Source organism: Paenibacillus sp. MER TA 81-3 (genome assembly GCF_023713585.1).
Taxonomy (GTDB): domain Bacteria; phylum Bacillota; class Bacilli; order Paenibacillales; family Paenibacillaceae; genus Paenibacillus_B; species Paenibacillus_B profundus.
The window spans coordinates 1-24,042 of sequence record NZ_JAMAWB010000037.1 but is presented as its reverse complement, the minus strand read 5'-3'; the positions used below and the strand labels follow the sequence as shown (position 1 = coordinate 24,042).

At 52.4% G+C, this 24,042-nt stretch carries 20 protein-coding genes; 17 read left to right on the top strand and 3 right to left on the bottom strand.

What is annotated here, in order from left to right:
• The first annotated feature begins 8 nt into the window (after window positions 1-8).
• The 6 genes from M3650_RS30425 to M3650_RS30400 all read left to right on the top strand — a co-directional run bounded on the left by M3650_RS30425 (window position 9) and on the right by M3650_RS30400 (window position 6,749).
• Window positions 9-827 (top strand): alpha/beta fold hydrolase, encoded by an 819-nt coding sequence (locus M3650_RS30425; protein ID WP_251580050.1) that lies wholly within the window; start codon window positions 9-11, stop codon window positions 825-827.
• Window positions 828-916: 89 nt separating this feature from the next.
• Window positions 917-1,969 carry an ABC transporter substrate-binding protein gene (locus tag M3650_RS30420; RefSeq protein ID WP_251580049.1) on the top strand — a complete coding sequence of 351 codons (1,053 nt, stop codon included), beginning with the start codon at window positions 917-919 and terminating at the stop codon, window positions 1,967-1,969.
• A gap of 131 nt (window positions 1,970-2,100) precedes the next feature.
• Window positions 2,101-2,922, top strand: coding sequence for an ABC transporter permease (locus M3650_RS30415; RefSeq protein WP_019420231.1), 822 nt, complete (start codon window positions 2,101-2,103; stop codon window positions 2,920-2,922).
• A gap of 14 nt (window positions 2,923-2,936) precedes the next feature.
• The gene (locus M3650_RS30410) at window positions 2,937-3,728 is read left to right on the top strand and encodes an ABC transporter permease (protein ID WP_233697503.1); all 792 of its coding nucleotides are present in this window, start codon (window positions 2,937-2,939) and stop codon (window positions 3,726-3,728) included.
• A 23-nt stretch (window positions 3,729-3,751) separates the two neighbouring features.
• Window positions 3,752-4,861 (top strand): ABC transporter ATP-binding protein, encoded by a 1,110-nt coding sequence (locus tag M3650_RS30405; protein ID WP_251580048.1) that lies wholly within the window; start codon window positions 3,752-3,754, stop codon window positions 4,859-4,861.
• 175 nt (window positions 4,862-5,036) lie between these two features.
• Window positions 5,037-6,749, top strand: a complete 1,713-nt coding sequence (locus M3650_RS30400) for an adenine deaminase C-terminal domain-containing protein (RefSeq protein ID WP_251580047.1) — start codon at window positions 5,037-5,039, stop codon at window positions 6,747-6,749.
• Window positions 6,750-7,236: 487 nt separating this feature from the next.
• On the opposite strand, the gene M3650_RS30395 is transcribed toward M3650_RS30400, so the two are convergent.
• The 3 genes from M3650_RS30395 to iolG all read right to left on the bottom strand — a co-directional run bounded on the left by M3650_RS30395 (window position 7,237) and on the right by iolG (window position 10,351).
• Window positions 7,237-8,241 (bottom strand): LacI family DNA-binding transcriptional regulator, encoded by a 1,005-nt coding sequence (locus M3650_RS30395; RefSeq protein ID WP_251580046.1) that lies wholly within the window; start codon window positions 8,239-8,241, stop codon window positions 7,237-7,239.
• 153 nt (window positions 8,242-8,394) lie between these two features.
• Window positions 8,395-9,198 (bottom strand): 5-deoxy-glucuronate isomerase, encoded by an 804-nt coding sequence (gene iolB / locus M3650_RS30390; RefSeq protein ID WP_251580044.1) that lies wholly within the window; start codon window positions 9,196-9,198, stop codon window positions 8,395-8,397.
• 124 nt (window positions 9,199-9,322) lie between these two features.
• Entirely contained in the window at window positions 9,323-10,351 is a 1,029-nt protein-coding gene (gene iolG / locus M3650_RS30385; RefSeq protein WP_251580043.1) for an inositol 2-dehydrogenase, read from the bottom strand.
• 354 nt (window positions 10,352-10,705) lie between these two features.
• Here iolG and iolC point away from each other — a divergent pair, with 354 nt between their 5' ends.
• The 11 genes from iolC (at window position 10,706) to M3650_RS30330 (ending at window position 23,476) form a co-directional block, all read left to right on the top strand.
• Window positions 10,706-11,701 carry a 5-dehydro-2-deoxygluconokinase gene (gene iolC, locus M3650_RS30380; RefSeq protein ID WP_251580042.1) on the top strand — a complete coding sequence of 332 codons (996 nt, stop codon included), beginning with the start codon at window positions 10,706-10,708 and terminating at the stop codon, window positions 11,699-11,701.
• 188 nt (window positions 11,702-11,889) lie between these two features.
• Window positions 11,890-12,222, top strand: a complete 333-nt coding sequence (locus tag M3650_RS30375) for a class II fructose-bisphosphate aldolase (RefSeq protein ID WP_251580041.1) — start codon at window positions 11,890-11,892, stop codon at window positions 12,220-12,222.
• A 76-nt stretch (window positions 12,223-12,298) separates the two neighbouring features.
• A complete protein-coding gene (locus tag M3650_RS30370) occupies window positions 12,299-13,750 on the top strand; it encodes a CoA-acylating methylmalonate-semialdehyde dehydrogenase (protein WP_251580040.1) in 1,452 nt (483 codons plus the stop codon).
• A gap of 14 nt (window positions 13,751-13,764) precedes the next feature.
• Entirely contained in the window at window positions 13,765-15,699 is a 1,935-nt protein-coding gene (gene iolD / locus M3650_RS30365) for a 3D-(3,5/4)-trihydroxycyclohexane-1,2-dione acylhydrolase (decyclizing) (protein WP_251580039.1), read from the top strand.
• A 199-nt stretch (window positions 15,700-15,898) separates the two neighbouring features.
• Window positions 15,899-16,795, top strand: a complete 897-nt coding sequence (gene iolE / locus M3650_RS30360; protein WP_251580038.1) for a myo-inosose-2 dehydratase — start codon at window positions 15,899-15,901, stop codon at window positions 16,793-16,795.
• Window positions 16,796-16,968: 173 nt separating this feature from the next.
• Complete coding sequence (locus M3650_RS30355; RefSeq protein WP_251580036.1) at window positions 16,969-18,036, top strand: Gfo/Idh/MocA family oxidoreductase; 1,068 nt, start codon at window positions 16,969-16,971, stop codon at window positions 18,034-18,036.
• Window positions 18,037-18,075: 39 nt separating this feature from the next.
• A complete protein-coding gene (locus tag M3650_RS30350; protein WP_251580034.1) occupies window positions 18,076-19,665 on the top strand; it encodes a solute:sodium symporter family transporter in 1,590 nt (529 codons plus the stop codon).
• A gap of 244 nt (window positions 19,666-19,909) precedes the next feature.
• A complete protein-coding gene (locus M3650_RS30345; RefSeq protein WP_251580032.1) occupies window positions 19,910-20,782 on the top strand; it encodes a sugar phosphate isomerase/epimerase family protein in 873 nt (290 codons plus the stop codon).
• A gap of 325 nt (window positions 20,783-21,107) precedes the next feature.
• Window positions 21,108-21,665 (top strand): RNA polymerase sigma factor, encoded by a 558-nt coding sequence (locus M3650_RS30340; RefSeq protein WP_251580030.1) that lies wholly within the window; start codon window positions 21,108-21,110, stop codon window positions 21,663-21,665.
• Window positions 21,649-21,978, top strand: a complete 330-nt coding sequence (locus tag M3650_RS30335; protein ID WP_251580029.1) for a hypothetical protein — start codon at window positions 21,649-21,651, stop codon at window positions 21,976-21,978. The genes M3650_RS30340 and M3650_RS30335 overlap by 17 nt, the downstream gene beginning before the upstream one ends.
• Window positions 21,965-23,476: a tetratricopeptide repeat protein gene (locus tag M3650_RS30330; RefSeq protein WP_251580028.1), complete on the top strand. Its 1,512-nt coding sequence runs from the start codon at window positions 21,965-21,967 to the stop codon at window positions 23,474-23,476. The genes M3650_RS30335 and M3650_RS30330 overlap by 14 nt, the downstream gene beginning before the upstream one ends.
• Window positions 23,477-24,042 lie beyond the last annotated feature (566 nt).

The following is a 24,042-nucleotide window of genomic DNA, read 5'->3' as shown; positions in this document are numbered from 1 at the left end:
ATCGGTGCATGACTGGAATATGTGGAACGACCCAGGAAGCGGCGAATCGCATCTGCTTCGAGGCTATAGGCGAAGGACAGCCGCTTCTCGTGCTTCACGGATTTACGCTGGATCACCGTACGATGATGCGGACGCTAGAGCCTGTGTTGGCTGGTTCATCCGGCTGGCTGCGCATCTATGCGGATCTCCCCGGAATGGGGCGGCCCCACTCGGGCGGTCCTGTTACGGCTTCGGATGACATGCTGAAGGTGTTGGCGGCATTCGTGAAGCGAGTCATCCCTCACGGAAGCTTTGCCATCTGCGGTCACTCGTACGGCGCTTACCTTGCGCGCGGGCTCGCACGCTTGATGCCGCAACGAATCAGCGCGCTCGTGCTGCTGGCTCCAGTCGTGCATCCGACCGTGCGTACTGTGCCGCTGCTTCAAGCGAAGGTGCGTGACGATGCGTTCCTCGCGAGGCTGACGCCTGCGGAACGCGAAGTCGCCGCGCGGAAGCTGGTCGTGCAGACCGAGCCGGTATGGCAGCGATACACGGAGGAAGTGCTGCCGGCACAAGCGCTCGCCGACTGGGATGTGCTGACACCGCTGCGCAGCGGTGGATACGCCTTGTCGTGTCCGCCGGACGAGCATGACGAACCGCCGGCTTATCCGATGCGCATCATTGTCGGGAAGCAGGATAGCATCGTCGGCTGGCATGATGCCGTGATGTTAACGGACACTGTCCCGAATAGCGCTGTTACTATATTGAACGGAGCGGGACATTTTCTCCATCTGGAGCAGGAAGAACAAGTTCAACGCTGGTTGGCTGACAGCTTTTCAATATTTTGATGAACAACACATGCAAACATATGCACGAGCAACGAAATGGTTAACCCAATCGGCTCACCCAGATTTAGCATCTAGGAGGACATGACTTCATGAGAAAAATCGCTTTGACTCTCGCTATCGTATTATCCCTCGGCACACTGCTTGCCGCATGCTCCAGCAGCAACAATGCGGAAGGCGGCCAAGACAAACCGACAGAGCTTGTTATCTCCACCTGGGGATTTGCAGAAGATGCGATGAAGAAAAACGTATACGAGCCGTTTGAGAAGAAGTACAACGTTAAGATTGTGACGGAAATCGGGAACAATACCGACCGCTTGAATAAAATCCGTCAAGGAAGTTCGAAGGTAGACTTGGTGTACTTGTCTGACTACTATGCGCTGCAAGGCATTGAAGAAGGATTATTCGAGAAGATTGACCGCAAGAACATTCCGAACCTGGATCATTTGTATGATATTGCAAAAGCCCCGCTTGGCGATGACTACGGTCCGGCCCACACGGTAGCTCAGCTTGGGCTCGTCGTGAACGGGGATGAAGTGAAGACTCCGGTGGAGTCGTGGAACGATCTGTGGAAGCCGGAATTCAAGGACAAGCTGGCACTTCCGAACATTACGATTACGACCGGTCCGATGTTGATGGACATGGCGGCCAAGCGTGAAGGCAGCCAAGATATGAATAGTGATGCCGCATTCAAGGCGCTGACCGAAATTAACCCGGGTGTCGTGAAGTATTATTCCAAATCCGCGGACCTTGTCAACATGTTTGCTCAAGGTGAGGTGGTTGCGGCGCCAATGCAAGATACGTTCTATGGCAGCGTGTCCCAAGCCGTCCCATCCGCGAAGTTTATAACTCCGAAAGAAGGAGCCTATGCGCTGTTGAACACCGTAAATGTCGTCAAAGGCTCTAAACATAAAGAATTGGCAGAGAAGTTCATCAACTGGCACCTCAGTCAAGAAGTGCAGCAAGCGAATGCAATCGACCGCGTCGATTCCCCGACGAACAAGCTGGTCGAATTGACAGAGGAGCAAGCGGCAGGCATGACGTACGGCGCAGACGTCGTTGAGAACTTGAAGACGCTCGACTTGCGCAAAGTAAACCAAGAAATGAGCGGCTGGATAGACCGTTGGAATCGTGAAATCGAGTAACGGGTTCATGAGCAAGGTATAGTTGGAACGTTGGAGGGCTGCCGTTTCGTAGCACCCTCCTTTTATATTCTCTCGGAACAACAACCAGCATAGTTCCTAATCATAGCCTAGACAACAGGAGAACAATATCCATGAAAAAACAATATTTATGGCTTTTACTGCTTCCGGGGCTCTTGTTCCTGACATTGTTTATGATCATTCCTATCTTTATGACGATTGGCTCGACCTTCTTCCACGAAGGCACATTCACGATAGAAGGCTATGTCAAGCTGCTCGGTGATCCGTACATTTTGAAAATATTAGGCACGACGCTGCAAGTGAGCCTCGTTACAACCATCGTGTGCATCCTGCTCGGGTTTCCGACCGCTTACTATATTTCGAAGCAGAAGGCGCGCACGAAAGGCATCCTGCTTGCGTTGGCGCTCTTTCCGCTCTTGACTAGCGCCATCGTGCGCTCGTTCAGCTGGATGGTCATTCTCGGGAAGAATGGATTGGTCAATAACTTCTTGGTCGGTGTCGGCCTCGTCGCCGAGCCGCTGAAAATCCTATATACGCCGACCGCCATGATGATCGGTCTTATTCACCTGTTCCTGCCGCTGATGATTATTTCGCTTGTCGGCGTCATGGAAAATATCGACGAAGATTTGCTGAAAGCCTCCGAAAGCTTGGGCGCTTCGCGGATGAAAGGGTTCATGAGCATTATCGTGCCGCTGTGTGTGCCGGGTCTTATCGTCGGCAGCATACTGGTATTCGTCGGCAGCCTGACGGCTTATACGACTCCGCAGCTGCTGGGCGGCAAGCAGCGGGTCGTAGCGACATTCCTGTATCAGAATGCGATGACGCTGAACGATTGGTACATGGCTTCGATCGTTGCTACGGTTATGATCGTCGTCACCTTTATTATTATCGGGCTTATGAACCAGCTTGCCCGCAAATTGAATCCGAAGGGGTAACGGGGGTAACGAACATGAAGGAAAAACATCGCGGACTAGCCCTATTTACGACACTGGTATTTATCTTTTTGCTCGGGCCGTTGTTCATCATTATGGCCACATCTTTCGGAGACAGCACGGTGTTGAAGTTTCCACCGGAAGGCTTCTCTTTCAGATGGTACAAAAATATATTTGATGTGGAAATGTTCATGACCACCTTTAAAGTGACGATAGTGGTGGCGCTGGCTGGCAACCTGATCGCACTGTTGATCGGCGTTCCCGCTGCATACGCGTTAAGCCGCTTTAACTTTAAGGGCAAGGGGTTGTTAAATACGATATTTATTTCGCCCATTCTAATTCCGGGCGTTGTTCTCGGCTTTACCATGCTGAAATATTTGGTCGTCACCTTCAATCTGCCGATCTATACGAGCTTGCTTATCGGTCATGTCGTGCTGATGCTTCCGTTCATCATTCGTGTCATTGCATCGAGCTTATCGAACTTCGATTATGCGGTCGAGGAAGCGGCAATGAGCTTGGGCGCCAGCCGGCTGAAGACGTTCTTCACGGTCGTGCTTCCGAATATCCGTTCCGGACTGATCGCGGGCGTGCTGCTTGCGTTTCTGGAATCGTTCAACAACGTCGATATTTCGGTCTTCATGACCGGACCGGGAGTAAGCACGCTGCCGATTCAGATGCTGACTTATGTGGAGAACTACTTCGACCCTACCATTGCGGCCATTTCCGTGCTGTTGATGGCAGTAACGGCGTTGCTCATGTTCTCGATTGAACGCTTGATGGGACTCTCCTACTTTACGAAAAATAACTAGCATACATCGGAGGCCAGACGACCATGGAATTATTATCCCTGCAAAATATATCCGTAGCTTACGAAAAAAATCTAATCTTGAAGGACTTCAATCTGCATATTCAGGAAGGCGAGTTAATTTCGCTGCTCGGCCCGTCGGGGTGCGGCAAGACGACGACGCTTCGCCTCATTGCAGGCTTCCTCGAAGCGAAAGACGGCAAATTCATGTTCAAAGGGAAGGATTATACGCGCGTGCCTGTCAACAAGCGCAACTTCGGCTTCGTATTCCAGAGCTATGCGCTCTTCCCGCACATGACGGTATATGACAACGTTGCTTACGGCCTGCGCTTACGCAAAGTAGACCAATCGCAGATCGCGAAGCGCGTGCAAGAAATGCTGGAGGTCGTTGACCTGAAGGGCTTCGAGAAGCGCTTCCCGGGTGAACTGTCCGGTGGTCAGCGCCAGCGTGTCGCTATTGCCCGCGCGCTTGTCATCCGGCCCGATTTGCTGCTGTTCGACGAGCCGCTTAGCAACCTGGACGCGAACCTGCGCGTCAACATGCGCGTCGAAATCCGCCGTATTCAGAAGCAGCTCGGCATTACGACGGTATACGTCTCCCATGATCAGGAGGAGTGCTTCTCTATCTCGGATAAGGTGGCCATAATGAATAAAGGCATCATCGAGCAGCTGGATGCGCCGTCGACCATTTATAAATACCCGACGACCGAGTTCGTTGCCCGCTTTATCGGCTTCAACAACTTTATCGAGTACGGGGAAATGCATAATGATGGCAGTGTCGTCATGCTGCACGGCGCCGAAGGCACACGTCTTGAAGTCAGTCACCGTTCTGGCCATCCGCTGACGGATTCGATGAAGGGTGCTATCCGCCCAGATGATTTGCTCGTTGCGACCGACAGCGAGTGTGCGGAAGGTGTCGGCGGATTGACGGCTGCCGAGCTGGCGTCCGGATTGAATGTCATTAACGGCAGTGTGAAAATCAGCACCTTCTTGGGCCGCAGCTATCAATATGTCGTGGACACGCCGCTCGGCGAATTTACGGTGAACCGTGAAATGGAGCAGCCGTTCGACCGCGGTACGGCGGTGAAACTGGTGCTTCCGAGAGAGAAGGTCGTGCTGGTACAGAGCTCGAAGTAACCGCAGCACGCAGGTCGTGCTGGTTCAAAGCGCAGAGCCGCCGGAACAAGCAGGGCGCCGGGCAGATGTTCTGCGAATACACTGCGCAATCGAATCGGAATGGGTCGCTTTTCAGCGCCGATAAGGTTGCAAGATTCAGTTAAGGGAACTAACAAACAAGAGGGAGCGTGCAGAAATGAACATCGAGTTGTTAGTGAAGAATGTGCAGGTCTATAACGCATATATGAAACGGTTCGTGAAAGGCAATGTGGCCGTGAAGGACGGGCGGTTCCTATACATCGGTTCGCGTGCCGAGGATACCTTCGAAGCGGAGCGCGTCGTGGATGGCGCAGGGCGCTACATGATTCCGGGCCTCGTGGACATTCATCTTCATATTGAGAGCACGATGGTGACACCGAAGACGTTCTCGTTCGGGCTCATCAAAAACGGCGTGACGACGATCGTATCCGAGCCGCATGAGATGGCGAACGTATGCGGCGTGGAAGGCGTGAAGGAAATGATTTGCGCGAGCGAGGGCTGCACGGCGGATATCCTCTATGCGATTCCAAGCTCGGTTCCAGCGACACCGCTTGAGACGACAGGCGGGGAAATCGATATCGCGGATATCGATGAGCTGCTGCAGGATGAGCGTGTCATTTGCTTGGGCGAGATTATGAACTCCGTCGATGTGCTGCGCAACCCGGACTGCAAGACGAACCGCATTTTGAACCATGTGCGCACGAACTATCCGAACCTCGTGGTCGAGGGGCATACGCCTAAGAAGCTGGTCGATCTTGATCTGGCGCGCTTCATGTTCGCTGGCGTCGATTCCGACCATACTGAGCAAGAAGTGGCAAGCATGAAGGACCGTCTCTACAACGGCATGTTCCTGGAAATTCAGGAGAAATCGATGAACCGCGATATTATGGACGTGCTCATCGAAGAGGACGTGGCTGAGTTGTTCTGCTTCGTTACCGACGATGTGATGGCAGATACGTTCGTGCAGGACGGGCATTTGAATCATCTCGTCAAAAAGGCGATTGCCATGGGCATGAAGCCGGAGCGTGCCATTTATGCGGCGACCTACACGCCTGCCAGACGCATGCAACTGCATGACCGCGGGGCGATTGCGCCGAACAAGGTGGCGGATTTCATCCTGCTCGGCGATGTGGAGCAGTTCCGAATCGAGGCGGTGTATAAGCATGGCCGGCTGGCATATGACGCGCAGGCGCCATATGAACAGGAGCGCGAGGAAGGCCAGTTCCCGCCGCACTTCTATCGCAGCGTGCAGCTGCAGCCGATGAGCGCGGCCGACTTCGCAGTGGATGTGAAGGCTGCGGACGGCGAGCATCTATGCCGCGTTATGGAGGTCAAGAACGGCACTACGAATACGACCGAGCTGCATAAGCCAGTGCAGGCGCAGGACGGCAAGCTGCAGTGGGAGGCGAGTCCGTTCGGACTTATCGCGACGTTCGAGCGCTATGGCAAGAACGGCAACCGCGCTTACGGCCTCATTACCGGCAACACGATTAAGCGCGGCGCGATTGCGACGACGTATTCCCACGACAATCATAACCTGCTCGTCGTCGGCCACTCGCCTGAGGACATGGCGCTCGCGGCGAATACGGTCATTGCCGACCAAGGCGGCTTCTGCGTCGTCGCAGACGGCAAAGTACTGGCGCACGTCCCGCTGCCGGTAGGCGGCATTCTCTCCGAAGAGCCGCTCAGCACGTTCGGGGAGACCATTAAGGATTTGCGGGCCGCTATGGAGTCGATCGGATATGAGCATTACAATCCGATAATGTCTATCAGCACGCATTCCTTGCCGGTGAGTCCGGCGCTCAAGCTGACGGATCTCGGCTTAATCGACACACATGCGGGCCAAGTGGTTCCGCTTATCGTAGAATAGATGATGATAAGTTCGTAATTTTTAAGCATAGGGTAGTATCGGCATACAAGCCGGATGAGGGAAAACCTCACGCCGGGTTCTATGGGGGCGGGCCACCGGTTAGGTGGCCTCTCAACCCAGAGGGGGGAGTTTGTCCAGCCCTTTATTCTACAACCGTGTTATCCCGCATAATCTCTTTCCAAAATGACCTCATCCTATTATCCTCTTACGACTGATGAAGCATGGCTGAAGTACGGGGTGTATCCGTCCATACCGCTTCTTCCGTGGATTTTATACATTGCGACAGCAGCGTATATCTCATTACGGCAGGTTTCATTGGAATTCATACAGCGTTTTGACACTCATTCCGCAGCAAATTCTGAAAACAGCCAGATCCACTGGATAAAATGCAGTCTACATACCCTTTAGCCGGACTATCCCTACATTTGGCTGTATGTTATCCAATGGCAACGCGGGATGCGTTCACGAAGCTCGATAAGTCCCCCGATTATTCCGATTGCAGCAGCTTTGTAGAGAGGCCTTCAACCAGTTGGGGCTGGAACACGATCTTCTGTTTCGGCATATCAGGGGTGTCGGATTGGCGCAGCAGCAGTTGAATGCTCTCCTTGGCCATCTCTTGGATTGGCTGCAAAATGGTCGTCAAGCGCGGAACGACGATTTTGGACAGAATCGTATCGTCAAAGCCGATGATCGACAGATCGCCTGGCACGCTCAAGCCCAACCGCTGCGCTGACTGCATGGAGCCGACGGCGATCAGGTCATTGCAGGTGAATAATGCCGTTGGCCGATGCTCTAGCTGAAGCACACGCGCAGCGCCTTCGCAGCCGTCTTCAATGGATGAATTCACCTTCACGATCCAATCATCATTGACTGTAATTCCGGAATCGCTCATCGCCTGCTTCGCACCGAGCACACGGTGATCGCCGCTCGGGCTGTCCTCCGTGACGACACCGATGCGGCTATGCCCTAAGGAAATCAAGTGCTGTATTGCTTCATAGCCTCCTTTGTAATCATCCACGGTGACCGTATGCATGGATAAGGAAGGAATGTCTTTGGAGAACAGCACTACGGGGAAATTGGCGGTGACGCTGTCTTGCAACAGTGACCATTTGGAGAATTGGCAAGCAACGATAAGTCCGTCGATCTGCTTGCGCTGCAGCAGTGAAATATAATTAAGACCTTTATCATCTTTGTTGTCGGTGCTGCACATGACAATGCTGTAGCCTACCGCTTGGGCCTGATCCTCCAAATTGCGAGCGACCTCGGCAAAGAACGGGTTCGCCAAGTCGGAAATGAGCAGTCCGAAGGTAGACGTCTTCTTTCCGGTCAGCGCTGACGCGACGACGCTCGGCTGGTATTGCAGCTCTTTCATAATATGAAGCACGCGTTCCCGCGTTTTCTCGCTAATGTTTCCAGTCTGATTGACGACCTTCGATACGGTGGCGATAGAGACGCCGGCAGCTCTGGCGACGTCATAAATAGTTGATTTCATACCTAACTCCTCTGGCTCATCAAATGAAAACATATTGTGCGTGATCAAAAGAGGCCATTGTGAACACGCACTTATACTTTACTATAATTATAGACAACAAAAGGAGAATGGACTACACCCATTCTCCCTTAGTAGTTCGATAGCTTATACGTGCTATTTTGTAAACAGCCATTCATGATCAGGATCGTTGTGGAACTTCCATGTCCGCTCTGGTCCGGCCATCACGTTCAAGTAATAGGAATCGTAGCCTGGAGGAGCCGAAACGGGATGGTACCCCTCCGGAACCAATACAACGTGGCGGTGAGGAACAGCCAACGTCTCGTCGAGCGAACGGTCGTCATTATAGACGCGCTGCATGACGAAGCCCTGTCCTGGATTGACTTCATGATAATACGTCTCTTCCAAATAAGACTCTTCCGGCAAATTGTCACGGTCATGCTTATGAGGAGGATAGCTGGACCAATGTCCCGCAGGCGTGAATACCTCCACGACAAGCAAGCTGTCCGCCTTCTTCTGTTCCGGCAAAATATTATGGATATGCCGCTCAATGCTTCCTGAACCGCGCGTCTCCACGCCGACATCCTCGGGCGCGATGACCCGAGCGGGATAAGTTCCTCGCCCCGGCGCCGAGCATACGGCCAGTTCCAGTGCCGTCTCCGCCTGAACCGTGTAGCGATCATCGTTCGGCACATAGACGGAGTAGGGCGGAATGCGATCGAAGACGCTCATTCTACGTCCGAGCACGCCGAATGATTGCTTGCCGGTATCGACCGTTGCTTTTCCGCTCAACAATACGAGACAGACCTCCCGATCCTTCGTTTCCCGCTGCAAGGTCTCGCCCGGGCGCAACGAATACAGGTCAAATCCGACATATTTCCAGCCCGCGCTTTGCGGCGTTACGGATAAAACATTGCCTTCTTCATCTCTCGGTGCAGGTTTTACTATTAATTTCGACATCAATGAACCTCCTCCTGAGCCAATTGAACATGTCCAGTGCCAAAAGGGGGCGACTGGCGCTGCGAAAAACTCCAAACATCCGCTATTTCTTGCGAACTCCAAACTCCTGCTGCAAATGTTGCGCTTATTGATGCTGCATAGGTGCCGATTCATGCTCCAGCTTGACAGGACGTCCGCTAAGCAGCGACTCCTTCGCCGCACGCGCGATTCGTTCCGCCTGCAGTCCGTCGTTCGCGTCGCACACGATAGGCCCGTCATGGAGAATGGCGCGGACGAAATCCTCGACCTCCTGAATATAGGCTTGCGTATACCGCTCTAAAAAGAAATACAGTGGTTTGTCCATCTGCACTCCGTCAGCCGTTGCGACAATGGCTGTGGATGCGCGGTCATTGTTCGTGGTGACGCAGCCTGCGGAACCGAAGGCTTCCAAGCGTTGATCATAACCGTATACCGCCTTGCGGCTGTTCTCAATGATGCCCAGCGCACCGTTGGCGAAGCGGAGGTTGATTACGGCCGTATCAATATCGTTCAATTCGCCGATCTTCGGATCGATCAGATTGGCTCCTTGCGCATACACCTCGACCACTTCACTCTGCATGACATAACGCGCCATGTCGAAGTCGTGAATCGTCATATCCATGAACAAGCCGCCGGATTTGGAAATGTATTCGGCCGAAGGCGGCTCTGGATCGCGGGACGTGATGCGCAGCAGGTGCGGAGCTCCGATCTGGCCCGCTTGCACAACGTCACGCGCTTTTTTGAAATTATGGTCAAAACGGCGGTTGAAGCCGACCTGCATCTTTACGCCGGCTGTCTTCACCGCTGCCAATGCTTGTTCGGTCGTCTCTACAGAGAAGCTGACGGGCTTCTCGCAGAAAATATGCTTGCCTGCTTCTGCAGCCTCCTGGATAATCGCAGCGTGTGTGCTCGTCGGCGAGCAGATGAACACCGCTTGAATTTCCGGATCATGGAGCACATCGTGATAATCACTCGTTACAATGGGAATTCCCATCTCAGAAGCCCAAGTGTCCAATCCCGTAATACATACATCCGATATGGCGCGGACACGCACATTACACATGTGTTGAATATGGTCTGCGTGCAGCTTGCCGATTCGTCCGGCACCGATGATTCCAACTTGAAGCATGAACATCCCTGCTTTCTGAATAATGAAATAGTCAAAGCAAGAGAAAGCGCTTAACTCATAATTTAACTATACGTGATAAGCAAGACATTGGCAAGATGAAAAGCGCATATGAAATGAGAAAACTAGCGTCGTCGTTGATAAATATGCGAATCATTTTCAATATGAAAAGACATATGATTGTGAAAAAAAGAACTTAAAATTTGTATGGAAAAGCGTTTACATTCCCAAAAAGGTGTGTTTATAATTATCATCAAGGTAAGCGCTTAACTCAAATTGCATGAATTCAGTGATTACATCATAGCTTTGCTTCAGCCTGCTGGATATTGCTTGAAGCAGACCACACGGAGGTGCTGACTGGGCATGAGTGCATTAACATTTCCAACGAATCGGCCGTTTGACCTGATTGCAATCGGGAGATTGTGCATTGATTTGAATGCGAACGAAATTCATCGGCCGATGGAAGAGACGAGAACGTTCACGAAATATGTGGGCGGATCACCGGCTAATATAGCGATTGGCGCGGCCCGCCTCGGAATGAAGAGCGGCTTTATCGGCAAGCTGGCCGATGACCAAATGGGGCGTTACATTGAACAATATTTAAACGATAAATCAATAGATACGTCGCAGTTGTCTGTGGACGATACGGGCGCTGTGACCGGTCTTGCTTTTACAGAAATCAAAAGTCCAACCGACTGCAGCATTCTGATGTACCGGGACAATGCGGCTGATATGCTGCTGAAGCCGGAGGAAGTGTCGGAGGAGTATATCAAGCAGACGAAGGCGCTGCTTATCTCGGGGACGGCGCTTGCGGCCAGCCCGTCGCGCGAAGCGGTGTTTGTCGCCTTGGACTATGCGCGCAAGCATGGGGTATTTGTGTTCTTTGATTTGGATTACCGTCCTTACACATGGAAGAACGTTGCCGAAACCTCGATCTATTATCAGCTTGCGGCGGAAAAGTGCGATTTCATCATCGGCACCCGCGAAGAGTTCGACATGATGGAGAAGTTCGCGGGTCATCAGGCGGATGACAAGCTGACGGCAGAGAAATGGTTCGGGCATCACGCGCAAGTGGTGCTCATCAAGCACGGCTCGGACGGCTCCATCGCTTACACGAAGGAAGGCGGAGCATATAAAGGCGGTATTTTTAAGACGAAGGTGCTGAAAACGTTCGGTGCCGGCGACTCCTACGCATCCGCTATGATTTACGCCTTGATGCAAGGATGGGAGCTGCCGCGTGCGATGGAATACGGAAGTGCTTCCGCCGCCATCGTCATTTCCCGTCACAGCTGCTCTGACGCCATGCCGACAACAGAAGAGCTGGATACGTTGATAGCTAGTGCGGAGCGCGGGGAGTAAGGAATAGCGAAGGCACATATATGAGACAGGTTGGGAGGAACGGCACATGCTCGTCACCTTGACGGAAATGACGAGAAAAATGGCGCCGTGCCGGCGTTCAATGTATTCGGCTATGAAGATGCTGCCGCGGTTATCGGTGCGGCGGAGGAAGTGAAGGCGCCGGTTATTTTGCGACGAATAAGGTTGCAATGCGCTATATGCCGCTGCAGGTGTCAGGGGCCTTGTATCGGAGCTTGGCCGAACGGGCAAGCGTACCGGTCTGCATCCATCTGGACCATGGCGACGGATACGAGACAGCGGCGGAAGCGATTATGAGCGGCTATACGTCCATCATGTACGACGGCTCGCAGCTGCCGCTCCAAGAAAACATTCGGAACACGCAACAAATCGTGAAGATGGCGCATGCTTGCGGCATCCCCGTCGAAGCGGAAATCGGAGCGGTCGGCTACAGCGATCCTGCGTTGAACGTGGAGGCGCGTCTGACCGATCCGAATGAGCGAAGAAGAAGATGCTGCTGCTGAACGCGCATCATGCGCTGCAAGCTTAATGAAGACTTAATGAAGACGGACAACGGAAATGACGAGAGGAGAATGGAACATGGCAGAAGTAACAACCATTCGCAACTATGTCGGCGGAGAGTGGAAAGCGTCCACATCGGGCAAGACCGAGCCAGTATTCAATCCAGCAACAGGTGAAATTATCGCGCACGTGCCGCTTTCAAGCATGGAAGAGCTGAATGAGGCGGTAGAGACGGCTGATCAGGCGTTCAAGACGTGGTCGCGCACCGCCGTGCCGCGCCGGGCGCGCATTATGTTCAGATACCAGCAGCTGCTGGTTGAGCATTGGGACGAGCTGGCGAAGCTCCTTACATTGGAGAATGGAAAAAACTACAAAGAAGCGTACGGCGAGGTGCAGCGAGGCATCGAATGCGTCGAATTCGCCGCAGGCGCGCCGACGCTTATGATGGGCAAGCAACTGCCTGACATTGCGACGAACATCGAATCTGGCATGTACCGTTATCCGATTGGCGTTGTCGGCGGAATTACGCCGTTCAACTTCCCGATGATGGTGCCGTGCTGGATGTTCCCGCTGGCTATCGCTTGCGGCAACACGTTCGTGCTGAAGCCTTCCGAGCGTACGCCGATGCTGGCTTGCCGTCTGGCAGAGCTGATGGAAGAAGCGGGGCTGCCTCAAGGCGTGCTTAACATCGTGCACGGTGCACATGACGTTGTGAACGGTCTGCTCGACCATAAGCAGGTCAAGGCAATCTCATTCGTCGGCTCCCAGCCTGTAGGCGAGTATGTCTATAAGCGCGGTACTGCCAACTTGAAGCGTGTGCAAGCGTTGACGGGGGCCAAAAACCACTCGATCGTCATGGAGGACGCCGATTTGGCGCAGACCACGACACAAATCATTAACGCTGCCTTCGGCTCCGCCGGAGAGCGCTGCATGGCTTGCTCTGTCGTGCTCGTGCAGGAATCGGTTGCAGATGAGCTTGTATCCCGCTTGGTGAAAGCATCCGATGAACTGATTATCGGCAATGGCGTGGAAGAGGACGTATTCCTCGGTCCCGTTATCCGTGAAGCTCATAAAGAGCGCGCGCTCGGCTATATTGACGCAGGCGTCAAGGAAGGGGCGCGTCTGGTCCGCGACGGCCGCCAAGATGCGGAAGCCAACGGCGAGGGCTTCTTTATGGGACCGACGATTTTTGATGACGTAACCCAGCAAATGAAGATCTGGCAGGATGAAATTTTCGCGCCGGTGCTGTCGATTGTGCGCGTGAAGGATATCGATGAAGCGATTGCGTGGGCGAATGAATCCCGGTTTGCCAACGGCGCTTGTCTCTTTACGACGAGCGGCGCGTATATGCGCCAGTTCCGCGAACATATCGATGCAGGCATGCTCGGGGTGAATGTAGGCGTTCCGGCACCAATGGCGTTCTTCCCGTTCTCGGGCTGGAAAGATTCCTTCTATGGCGACCTGCATGCGAACGGCACGGATGGGGTGGAATTTTACACTCGTAAAAAGATGGTCACTTTGCGCTGGTAAGGATGGTGTTCGGTATGGAAACGATTCGATTGACTACGGCGCAAGCGCTCGTAAAGTTTCTCAATCAGCAATATGTCGAATTTGATGGAGTGGAGCAGCGCTTTGTCAAAGGCATTTTTACGATATTCGGCCATGGCAACGTATTGGGATTGGGTCAGGCGCTGGAAGAAGGCAGCGGCGGCTTGGAAGTGTATCAAGGGCGCAACGAGCAAGGGATGGCGCATGCGGCAGTGGCGTTCGCCAAGCAGATGCGGCGGAAGCAGATCTGTGCCTGCACATCGTCTGTCGGCCCTGGCGCCGCCAATATGGTGACGGCGGCAGCCACCGCTACGGCCAATCAAATCCCCGTGCTGCTGCTGCCGGGGGATACGTTCGCCTCGCGCCAGCCGGATCCGGTGCTGCAGCAGATTGAACAGCCGCATGACCTGACGGTATCGACGAATGACGCGTTCCGCCCGGTGAGCAAATATTGGGACCGCGTCGTGCGGCCGGAGCAACTGATGACTGCGCTCATTCAAGCGATGCGCGTGCTCACGAATCCGGCCGATACGGGAGCTGTCACAATCGCGCTGCCGCAGGATGTACAGGGGGAAGCGTATGATTATCCCGCATCATTTTTCGCGAAGCGTGTGCATCGGATAGACCGCCGCCCGGCGACGGAAGCAGCACTTGAAGACGCGGTCCGGCTCATTGCGCGCAAGCGCAAGCCGCTGCTCATATGCGGAGGCGGCGTGCGCTACTCCGAGGCAGGAGCGGCGCTGCAAGCCTTCGCGGAGGCGTTCCACATTCCGTTAGCCGAGACGCAGGCGGGCAAGAGCGCGGTGCCTGGTTCGCATCCGCTCAACCTCGGCGGCATCGGGGTGACGGGCAACGGAGCGGCGAATGAGATCGCCAAGGAAGCCGATCTCATTATCGGCGTTGGCACGCGCTTTACCGACTTTACGACCGGCTCGAAGGAGCTGTTCGGCCGCCCTGGCGCAGATATTTTGACCGTGAACGTGTCGGAGTTCCAAGCGCTCAAGCTCGATGCAACGCCGGTAGTGGCAGATGCGAAGGCAGCTCTTGCAGCCATGCAGCAGCGGCTGGAGGCAGCAGGATACCGTTCTGCCTATACGATGGAGATTGAAGCGGCGCGCGCCGCATGGAGCAAGGAATGGAAGCGGCTGGCCGGCATCCAATACGTTCAAGGCTCATTCACGCCAGAAATCGCGGGGCACTTGGATGAGGCGCTGCCGGAATATGCGGAGGAGCTTGACAGCTGCCTGACGCAGACACAGGTGCTCGCGGCATTGAACAGGCTGCTTGGAGACAACGCAGTCATCGTCGGCGCATCGGGCAGTCTGCCTGGAGATTTGCAGCGAATGTGGATGGCGGAAGCGCCACATTCGTACCACATGGAATATGGATACTCCTGTATGGGCTATGAGATTTCCGGGGCGCTTGGTGTGAAAATGGCGGAGCCGGATCGCGAAGTGTATGCATTCTCGGGTGACGGGAGCTATCTCATGCTTCACTCTGAATTGGTCACAAGCATTCAAGAAGGACAGAAGATAAATGTGCTGTTGTTCGACAATAATGGCTTCGGCTGCATTAACAACTTGCAAATGGGCAATGGCATGGGCAGCTTCGGCACTGAATTCCGCGCGCGCAACGAGTCGACCGGCAAGCTGGACGGTCCGCTTGTGGGCATTGATTTTGCCCTCAGCGCAGCAGGCTACGGCGCGCTCACGTATACGGTTCGCACGCTAGAGGAATTGGAGCAAGCCGTCGCGGCCGCACAGCGGCAGACGGTATCTACGCTCATTGATATTAAAGTACTGCCGAAGACAATGACGAATGGATACGGCGCTTGGTGGAATGTAGGCGTCGCGGCAGTTTCCGGCAAGCCGGAAATTGCGCAGGCAAGCGAGGAGCGCCGCCGATTTTTGCAGCAGGCGAGACCTTATTGACACGGAAGCTACAATAAAGATCGCAGATTGGCGGGAGCGGGCGCGCAGAGCGGCATGATAATCGCATAGAAGGAAGATATCATGCGATACGGGATGGCTCGGAGCATGCAACCTATCAGAATAAAGCATGTAACGGCCATCGGGGCTGCGCCGCCCGGCCAGCCCTGCCAAGCTACGATGACATCGGGGAGGAATAGACGTGTTTGCAGCAGGCAGCGTAAAGATTGGGATTGCGCCCATCGGTTGGACGAATGACGACATGCCCGAATTGGGCGGTGAGAATACGTTCGAGCAGTGTGTAAGCGAAATGGCGCTCGCAGGATATGCGGGAACGGAAGTGGGCAATAAGTACCCGCGGAATGTAAGTGTCTTACAAAAGGCGCTCCGTTTGCGCAACCTGGAGGTGGCCAGCGCTTGGTTCAGCGCGTTCCTTACCGTAAAGCCATTGGAAGAAACGACGGCTGCATTCGTTCAGCACCGTGACTTCCTGCACGCGATGGGGTCGAAGGTCATTGTCGTATCCGAGCAGGGACACAGTGTCCAAGGTCAGATGAATACGCCGCTGTTCGATAGCAAGCCAGTATTCAGCGACGATGATTGGAAGCGCTTAATCGATGGCTTGCATGTTCTCGGAGAGCTGGCCCGGGAGAAAGAGATGCATGTTGTGTACCATCATCATATGGGTACAGGCGTTCAGACTACAGAGGAAATTGTCCGTCTCATGGAGGGCACGGACCCGAACTTGGTGTCATTGCTCTATGATACCGGCCATCTCGTATTCTCGGGCGAAGAGCCATTGAGCATATTGAGCCGCTATATGGATCGGATTAAGCACGTCCATTTGAAGGACGTTCGTGCCGATGTGGCGCGCCGCGTGCGTGAAGATAAGCTCAGTTTCCTGCAAGCGGTGAAGGAAGGGGTATTTACCGTTCCTGGAGACGGCTGCATAGACTTTGCTCCAGCGTTCAAAGCCTTGTCCGCGGCTAAATATCACGGATGGATGCTCGTAGAAGCGGAGCAGGATCCTGCCAAAGCGAATCCGTTCGAATATGCGTTAAAAGCGAGAGACTACATTTTACGGCAAGCAGGCGTATAATTACGAGTTCAAAAAGTCGACTTTTCAGCACCGAGAAGGTTGCATGAACCAGAAGCATCAGCTTTTCGATGGTGAGCGCCCGATTCGATGTCGAATGTGCCTCCCGGTATACTTCGTGATCAAAAGGTGACTTTTTGAACAACCTCTATATGAGGAAGGGAAGAGGCTGACATATGGGACACAACAGATGTGTATCAGTAGGGCTCGTAGGCTTAGGACGGCTCGGACGACAGCACGCCGACAATTTGGCATTCCGCATTCCGAACTGCAGACTGGCGGCGGTATGCAGCATCAAGCCAGAGGAGGTTGAGGAGGCACAGGCGCAGCTTGGCGTACCTTACGGCTATACCGATTATGAGGAAATGCTGCGCAACAAAGAGTTGGACGCTATTTTTATTGCCTCACCGTCCTCTTATCATTGCGATCAGATTGAAAAGGCATTGGCGGCAGGATTTCATGTATTCAGCGAGAAGCCGCTCGGACTGTATATGGAGGAAGCGCTGCGCGTGCAAGAGGCGGTGCGCCGTCACCCCGATCAAGTGTTTATGCTCGGCTTTATGCGGCGATATGACCGTTCCTATGTCTATGCCAAGCGGAAAATTGAAGCGGGAGCGATCGGCGAACCTGTGCTCATCCGCTGCTATGGCATTGATCCGGCTCAAGCTATGCCCGGCTTTTTACAATTTGCTAAGAGCAACTACAGCGGAGGCTTGTTCCTGGATATGGCCATTCACGACCTCGATCTGGCACGGTGGTACTTGGGTGCGGAAGCAGAGCGGGTGTGGGCGCTTGGCGGATCTCACCGCTATACAGAGCTTGCACAGCTGCAAGATGCTGAGACGGGTGCGGCTCTAGTTCAATTTGCCGGGAATAAAATGGGGATGTTCGTAGCGGGGCGCAACTGCGCGCACGGTTACCATATTGAAACGGAAATTATCGGCACACTCGGAACGCTGCGCATCGGTACGGTGCCAGAGAAAAACCAGGTGGCAATTATGGATGACCGCGGTGTGGTGCGCGAATGTGCGAACGGCTTCTTGGAGCGGTTCGAGCAGGCTTACTTGGACGAAGCCATTGACTTTGTGCGGGCGATTCTAGATGGACGACAGCCAGAAGTGAAGGTAGAAGATGGCGTGCTGTCGACTGCGCTTGGCTATGCATGCAAGGAATCGTTCGAGACCGGGCAATTGGTTGAGGTGAGTACGCCAGCGGCATTATGCAGCCCGCACAAGGCGCGGTAAGCAAACAGATTTCTCTATGCATGGAGAAGGAGGGCTCTCATGACCTACATTACTGTCATTACCTTTTTATTGTATACCGGAATCGTGGCCTGGTACTCCTGGTACAAGACGCGCAGCATTGACCTCGACAGCTCGGATGGATATTTTCTCGGTGGGCGCAGCTTGACCGGCGTTGTAATCGCTTTCTCGCTGTTGCTTACGAACCTGTCAACAGAGCAAATGGTCGGGTTGAATGGACAGAGCTACGCGACGTCCATGGTCGTCATGGCTTGGGAAGTGACGTCTCCGATTGCGTTGATTTTTATGGCCTTCATCTTTTTACCGCGTTATTTGAAGACAGGCATTACAACTATTCCGGATTTTTTGGAACAGCGTTATGATTTACGGACACGCCAGATTATTTCCGTTCTGTTCTTGCTCGGATATGCCGTTGCTTATTTGCCTACGGTGCTCTACTCCGGGGCGCTGGTGCTGGATACGATATTCAACATTTCAGACCTGTTCGGTCTAAGCGATTTCAATATTATTCTGATTATGTCCCTTGCTATCGGAATAACGGGTATCGCCTATGTCGTGCTCGGAGGCCTGCGCGCGTGCGCGCTCTCAGATACGTTGAACGGTGTCGGGCTCATTATCGGCGGGCTTCTCATTACTGTTCTCGGCTTGTTCGCGCTCGGCGGTGGCAATCTGGTCGAAGGTGTGAGCACGCTGCTGCACAAAGAGCCGGAAAAATTGAACTCGATTGGAGACAGCTCATCTCCTGTGCCGTGGATTACGATTTGCGCGGGGCTGCTCTTCAACAACCTGTTCTATTGGTGTACGAACCAGGCGATCGTCCAGCGCACGTTGGGGGCGAAGAACCTGAAGGAAGGGCAGAAAGGCGTGTTGTACGCCGGCATGTTCAAAATCTTTGGCGCCTTCTATCTGGTGCTGCCTGGCATCATCGCTTATCATCTGTTCAACAATTCGTTAAGCAATGCGGATATGGCTTATCCGTCGCTCGTTATTAAAGTGTTGCCGACATTGTTGTCCGGATTTTTCGCAGCTGTCCTGTTCGGTGCGATTTTAAGCTCCTTTAACGGGGCGTTGAACAGCTCCTTAACCTTGTTCACATTAGATATTTATAAACCTATATTCAAGCCGAATGCGACGGATAAACAATTGGTGAAGGCAGGCAGAATCTTTGCCGTAGCGCTCGGTATCGTGGCCGTCATTGTATCGCCATTCATTTTGTATGCGCCTTCAGGACTGTATTACTACTTGCAGGAAATGTTCGGATTTTATAACATCCCGATTATCGCTGCAGTCGTCGTAGGGTTCTTCAGCAAAAAGGTGCCGGCTATCGCGCCGAAGATTGCGCTTGTCGTGCACATCGTGTTGTACACGCTATCCAAGTTCTATCTAGGTACGCTCAATTTCTTGTACATTTTAAGCGTGTTGTTCCCGGTCTGTGTTCTGGTCATGCTTATCGTAGGCAAAATAAAACCGCGCGAGCAAGACTTCAAGCTGTATGAATCGGGCAAAGTCGATCTGACGCCATGGAAACATGCGAAAGCGTTTACGATCGTTATGGTGGTGCTGATGATTGCTGTGTATGTTCTGTTCTCTCCTTTAGGCATCGCGGCATAAAAATAGAATAATACGTTGTCACTGTCACATTGCAGTAGAGTGATAAGCGTCATCACATCGGGCTGCCGAAGCTTTCGGCAGCTTGTTTTATTTGGCTAGCATAGTTAGAATGCATTGGTGATACATGATTCTTCCATAAAACTATGATATAGTTAAGTAATCGGTAAGCGATTACAATCGGGCTTGAATGTTACCGATATCTCATTTTGAATACGGTAACTCTAGCCAACGAAGGGGTGGAACGATGAAGGTAGGTCTCAGTACGTATAGTCTGCTGCAGGCGATTAGAGCAGAAGAAATGACGGTCCTTGACGTAATTGATTGGATTGCGGATAATGGCGGCGAGCATATGGAAATTGTCCCATATGGTTTTACGCTGGTAGACAATCCAGAGTTGGCGGATGCAGTACGCGATAAGGCGAAGTCCCGCGGCATCGCCCTGTCCAACTATTCCATGCCGGCGAACTTCGTGCAGGATACGGAGGAAGCATTCGAGGCGGAAGTGGAGCGGGTGAAGCAGCACGTTGATTTGCTCGTACGCATGGGCATCAAGCATATGCGCCACGATGTCACGGCATTTACGATACCGGAGGAGCAGATGAGCATCGAATGGTTCGAGAGCAATCTGCATCTAATGGTGGAGGGAAGCCGCCGTATCGCCGATTATGCGGCTCCATTCGGCATTACGACGACGCTGGAGAATCACGGATTCTCGGCACAGGCGAGCGACCGCGTACAGCGCGTGCTGTTATCGGTAAATCGTCCTAATTTCAAAACAACGCTCGATGTCGGCAACTTTATGTGTGTAGACGAGAATCCGCTTATCGGCGTGAAGAAGAATTTACCGTATGCTTCGCTCGTTCACGTCAAAGATTTCTACTTCCGTCCGTATTACCAACCTCCGGGCGGCGGCGACTGGTTCAAGACGGCCCACGGTAACTTCCTGCGCGGCTCCATTCTCGGACAGGGTGACTTGGAGATACGTGAAATTTTGCGCCTTGTCAAGCAATCCGGCTATGACGGTTACATTACGCTCGAATTCGAAGGGATGGAGGAGTGCCGAATGGGCTCCCGGCTCGGACTCGAAAATTTGCGCCGTCTATGGGATGAAGTATAATCCATAACGAGCTATAAGCTTTTATTGAGGAAAGTTCGTTCCCTTGTCAGATGGGGATGGACTTTCCTTTTGTTAATTCCCTCTGCCGCTTATGTATCTCTAAACGCTGTGACGTGTGATGTATGACCTTTTGTCCATTCACCCAGTGACTCAGATTGAGTATGATTAAGAGTTGTCGAAGCGCCCTTTTGTTCACTCTCCCCATGATTCAGATAGTGCAATGAACAGCTCAGGAACTGAAGGCAATTCTACAAATATGCTTCAGCCTGCAACCTAATTTATTCCTTGCCTCCTCTATACTTATAGAGAGAAACGGGGTGAGGAGATGGAAGCGGAGCGGGAATGGGGTGAACGACTGCGGTCTGGAGACCGGGAAGCACTGGGGTTGCTGATGGACGCCTATGGCGGTGAGGTGTATCGGACAGCGTTGCTTCTGCTTAGAGATAAGCATACATCGGAGGATATGGCTCAAGAGGTCTTTTTGACGGTGTACCGCAAAATCGGCCAGCTTCGTGATCCAGACTGCCTGCGTCCCTGGATGATATCCATTACGGTCAATCTATGCAGAGCCTACATGCGCAAGGCCGCATGGAAACGGCTCATTCTTTTGACTCCCAGGCAAGGAGGGTCTTTGCCCGAAGCGGTGGAGGAAAGCCAAGTCGACCGAATCGCGCTCCGGATAAGCCTGGAGAAATGCATCGGACAGCTATCGTATCCTTATCGGGAAGTGGTCGTGCTTCATTATTTTCACGATAAATCGGTGGCCGAAATGAGCGATATGCTGGGAACGTCCGAGGGGACGATCAAGAGTCGCTTATCGAGAGCGCGTGAACACATGCTTCTATTATGGAAAGAGGGGGAGAAGGATGACACAACAGGATGAACAGATCAAACGACAGCTGCAGGAGGACATGTCCAAATATGAGCTGGATGATGCGGTGAAGGTTTACATTCTCTCTCAGGCTCGACCATCAATATGGGAGCGGACCGTTCGCTTTCGGTTATCGAGAGCCATTGCGTGCGGTTGTTTTGGAATGCTGCTTATTGTAGCGCCCTTGTGGCTGCCATTTGCGGCTTCGTCGTACGTGAAGACAGATGCGGTCCCGGGACAACAGCAGATTACATATATTGTAGAGGGAAAGTGGCTGGTACGTGAGGATTTGCTGTCGAGGGGGGAGAAGGATGCGTATCGTTGAAATAAAGGTGAAGCATCTTGTATTGGGGCTGGGACTTGCCTGCGTGCTAACGCTAATGATGTACTTTATTGCTCCGGCATTGTTTTATCAAGCAGGAAAATACAATACCATAATCCGGTGGTTTCCAACTTCTGCGGTAATGGCGGATGTGCTTTATGAGAGTACTGATGGGGTGTTCGTTCGGGATAATCAAATGATCTATGTCGGCGAGAAAGGCACATTTATGACAGGACCTGCCGAGTTGCCTGAACCGATGTCGGAAGAGGAGGCGGTACGGCGTTTGGAATGGTTGCTTCATCATTTCCCTACTTATAAATATGTGAATGCAGCCAAGGGGCGCCTTGCCTATTTATATATGAACCAAAACCGCTGGGATGAGGCGGAGCAGATATTTCAGGAACTGTCAAAAAATGAAAAGTATATCAACTCCCGAAATGCATCGGAAATAAAGTTCTTAGCCACCAGACATGAACGGCCATATGAGCTGCCGAAGCTCAGCGGCACTGTTTTGGTGGAGGAGAAGCCATTGCCAGGGGCATATGTATCTCTTGTTCCGACAGAAGCTTCTTCTTATTATATGCCCCCGCCAGATCATTATCCGACCGTAATGACGGATGAAAATGGGCGATTTCGCTTCTATGGTATTGAAGCTGGAGCGTATACGTTGACTCTCGGCACCGTGTTTCGAAATATCAAGGGCCATACGCTATCATCTGCGGGTGTTGATGAAATCGAACTTTCCTCAGATAAGAGCACGCAGACTGTGGATGTGCGATTTCGAAAAAACATCCGATATGAACCCGTCTCCCAGCCGGTGTATGATGCGGAGGATGTTGTCGCGTTACGCTGGAGCTCTGATCCAGAGGCTGCCTACTATAAGGTTGAATTGACGGAAGTCGTGAAGCAGGCAGAAGGCAAATGGGAGATGAAGGGGACGCATCTGTTTGAGGAGAAGCATGTGAAGCCTGAAGCTGAGTATACGGTGGATGAATTGCGGCACTATCCATTAGTAGGAGGAGCTACGTATCTAACGCTCGATAATCATTATTATATTGATAATGGTTATGTTCTTGGAATTGCCTATCCGGGGAGCCAGTGGAAATGGACAGTAAAAGGCTATGATCATAATGATAATGCAATAAGCAGCTCGAACGATTATATGCAGTTTACAGGCGAATTGCCGCTGCTGACCACTTCACCTGCCGGGTTCACGGAAGCGGATCGCTTGGCATTGGATGGCAAATATTCCGAGGCCATTGCTATGTATGAACGGGAAGGCTCGGAAGACGCGATTCGTAAAATCGCACGCATATATTTCAGCGGTCTTGAATGGGAACAGGACGGAGACTATGCGAAGGCGCTTACGTATTTGGAACGTATTCAGCATCCGACCACCGGAGATTTGAAACTGATGGAAGCGTGTTACGATCAGACGAAAAATGCAGCCAAGAAACAGGCGGTGCAGAAGAGGCTGAAGCAGTTGGCACAGAACGCTTAAGCTAAACGTTAAGGATGACGGGATGATCCGTGATCGTGCCTGATGATTACCGGGCATCCCCATGATATTTGAGATGAACAATTGATTGCGTTATATATAGAAGAAAGCGGTGATAAGTACAATGAAAAAGCCGAAGTCAGATGAGCCTGTTTAATGGTCCGTCACAACGATTAGGTATAAGATGAAGCGAATTGATTTTGTACGGAACGTGCTTTGAATACATCTTGCTTGAATTAATTTTGAAAAAAGGGTTGCAATCTATTGCGAAGCTATGGTATATTCTATTTCCTGCCTCGTTAAGAGGTTGGAGGCAAGACAAAGAAGCAAACAAACTTAAAAAAAGATGTTGACTTCGATTGAAAGACATGATATATTATATAAGTCGCCGCTGATACGGCGGTGAGAAAAAGAAAGCAACTAAGAAATTGGTTGCTTGATGAAATGAAGATTGTTCTTTGAAAACTGAACAACGAGTGAAACGTTTGTGTAATAGAGGTTAACAACCTCGTCAGCAATACATGAGCAAGTCAAACTAACTTTAACGGAGAGTTTGATCCTGGCTCAGG

Excerpts from the sequence above, each read along its gene's own strand:
- M3650_RS30400 (WP_251580047.1), top strand. The coding sequence starts at position 5,037 with ATGAACATCGAGTTGTTAGTGAAGAATGTGCAGGTCTATAACGCATAT.
- iolG (WP_251580043.1), bottom strand. The coding sequence starts at position 10,351 with ATGTTCATGCTTCAAGTTGGAATCATCGGTGCCGGACGAATCGGCAAG.
- M3650_RS30405 (WP_251580048.1), top strand. The coding sequence starts at position 3,752 with ATGGAATTATTATCCCTGCAAAATATATCCGTAGCTTACGAAAAAAAT.
- M3650_RS30425 (WP_251580050.1), top strand. The coding sequence starts at position 9 with ATGACTGGAATATGTGGAACGACCCAGGAAGCGGCGAATCGCATCTGC.
- M3650_RS30370 (WP_251580040.1), top strand. The coding sequence starts at position 12,299 with ATGGCAGAAGTAACAACCATTCGCAACTATGTCGGCGGAGAGTGGAAA.
- M3650_RS30345 (WP_251580032.1), top strand. The coding sequence starts at position 19,910 with ATGAAGGTAGGTCTCAGTACGTATAGTCTGCTGCAGGCGATTAGAGCA.
- M3650_RS30330 (WP_251580028.1), top strand. The coding sequence starts at position 21,965 with ATGCGTATCGTTGAAATAAAGGTGAAGCATCTTGTATTGGGGCTGGGA.
- M3650_RS30395 (WP_251580046.1), bottom strand. The coding sequence starts at position 8,241 with ATGAAATCAACTATTTATGACGTCGCCAGAGCTGCCGGCGTCTCTATC.
- iolB (WP_251580044.1), bottom strand. The coding sequence starts at position 9,198 with ATGTCGAAATTAATAGTAAAACCTGCACCGAGAGATGAAGAAGGCAAT.
- M3650_RS30410 (WP_233697503.1), top strand. The coding sequence starts at position 2,937 with ATGAAGGAAAAACATCGCGGACTAGCCCTATTTACGACACTGGTATTT.
- M3650_RS30335 (WP_251580029.1), top strand. The coding sequence starts at position 21,649 with ATGACACAACAGGATGAACAGATCAAACGACAGCTGCAGGAGGACATG.
- iolC (WP_251580042.1), top strand. The coding sequence starts at position 10,706 with ATGAGTGCATTAACATTTCCAACGAATCGGCCGTTTGACCTGATTGCA.
- M3650_RS30350 (WP_251580034.1), top strand. The coding sequence starts at position 18,076 with ATGACCTACATTACTGTCATTACCTTTTTATTGTATACCGGAATCGTG.
- M3650_RS30415 (WP_019420231.1), top strand. The coding sequence starts at position 2,101 with ATGAAAAAACAATATTTATGGCTTTTACTGCTTCCGGGGCTCTTGTTC.
- iolD (WP_251580039.1), top strand. The coding sequence starts at position 13,765 with ATGGAAACGATTCGATTGACTACGGCGCAAGCGCTCGTAAAGTTTCTC.
- M3650_RS30355 (WP_251580036.1), top strand. The coding sequence starts at position 16,969 with ATGGGACACAACAGATGTGTATCAGTAGGGCTCGTAGGCTTAGGACGG.
- M3650_RS30375 (WP_251580041.1), top strand. The coding sequence starts at position 11,890 with ATGCGCTATATGCCGCTGCAGGTGTCAGGGGCCTTGTATCGGAGCTTG.
- M3650_RS30420 (WP_251580049.1), top strand. The coding sequence starts at position 917 with ATGAGAAAAATCGCTTTGACTCTCGCTATCGTATTATCCCTCGGCACA.
- M3650_RS30340 (WP_251580030.1), top strand. The coding sequence starts at position 21,108 with ATGGAAGCGGAGCGGGAATGGGGTGAACGACTGCGGTCTGGAGACCGG.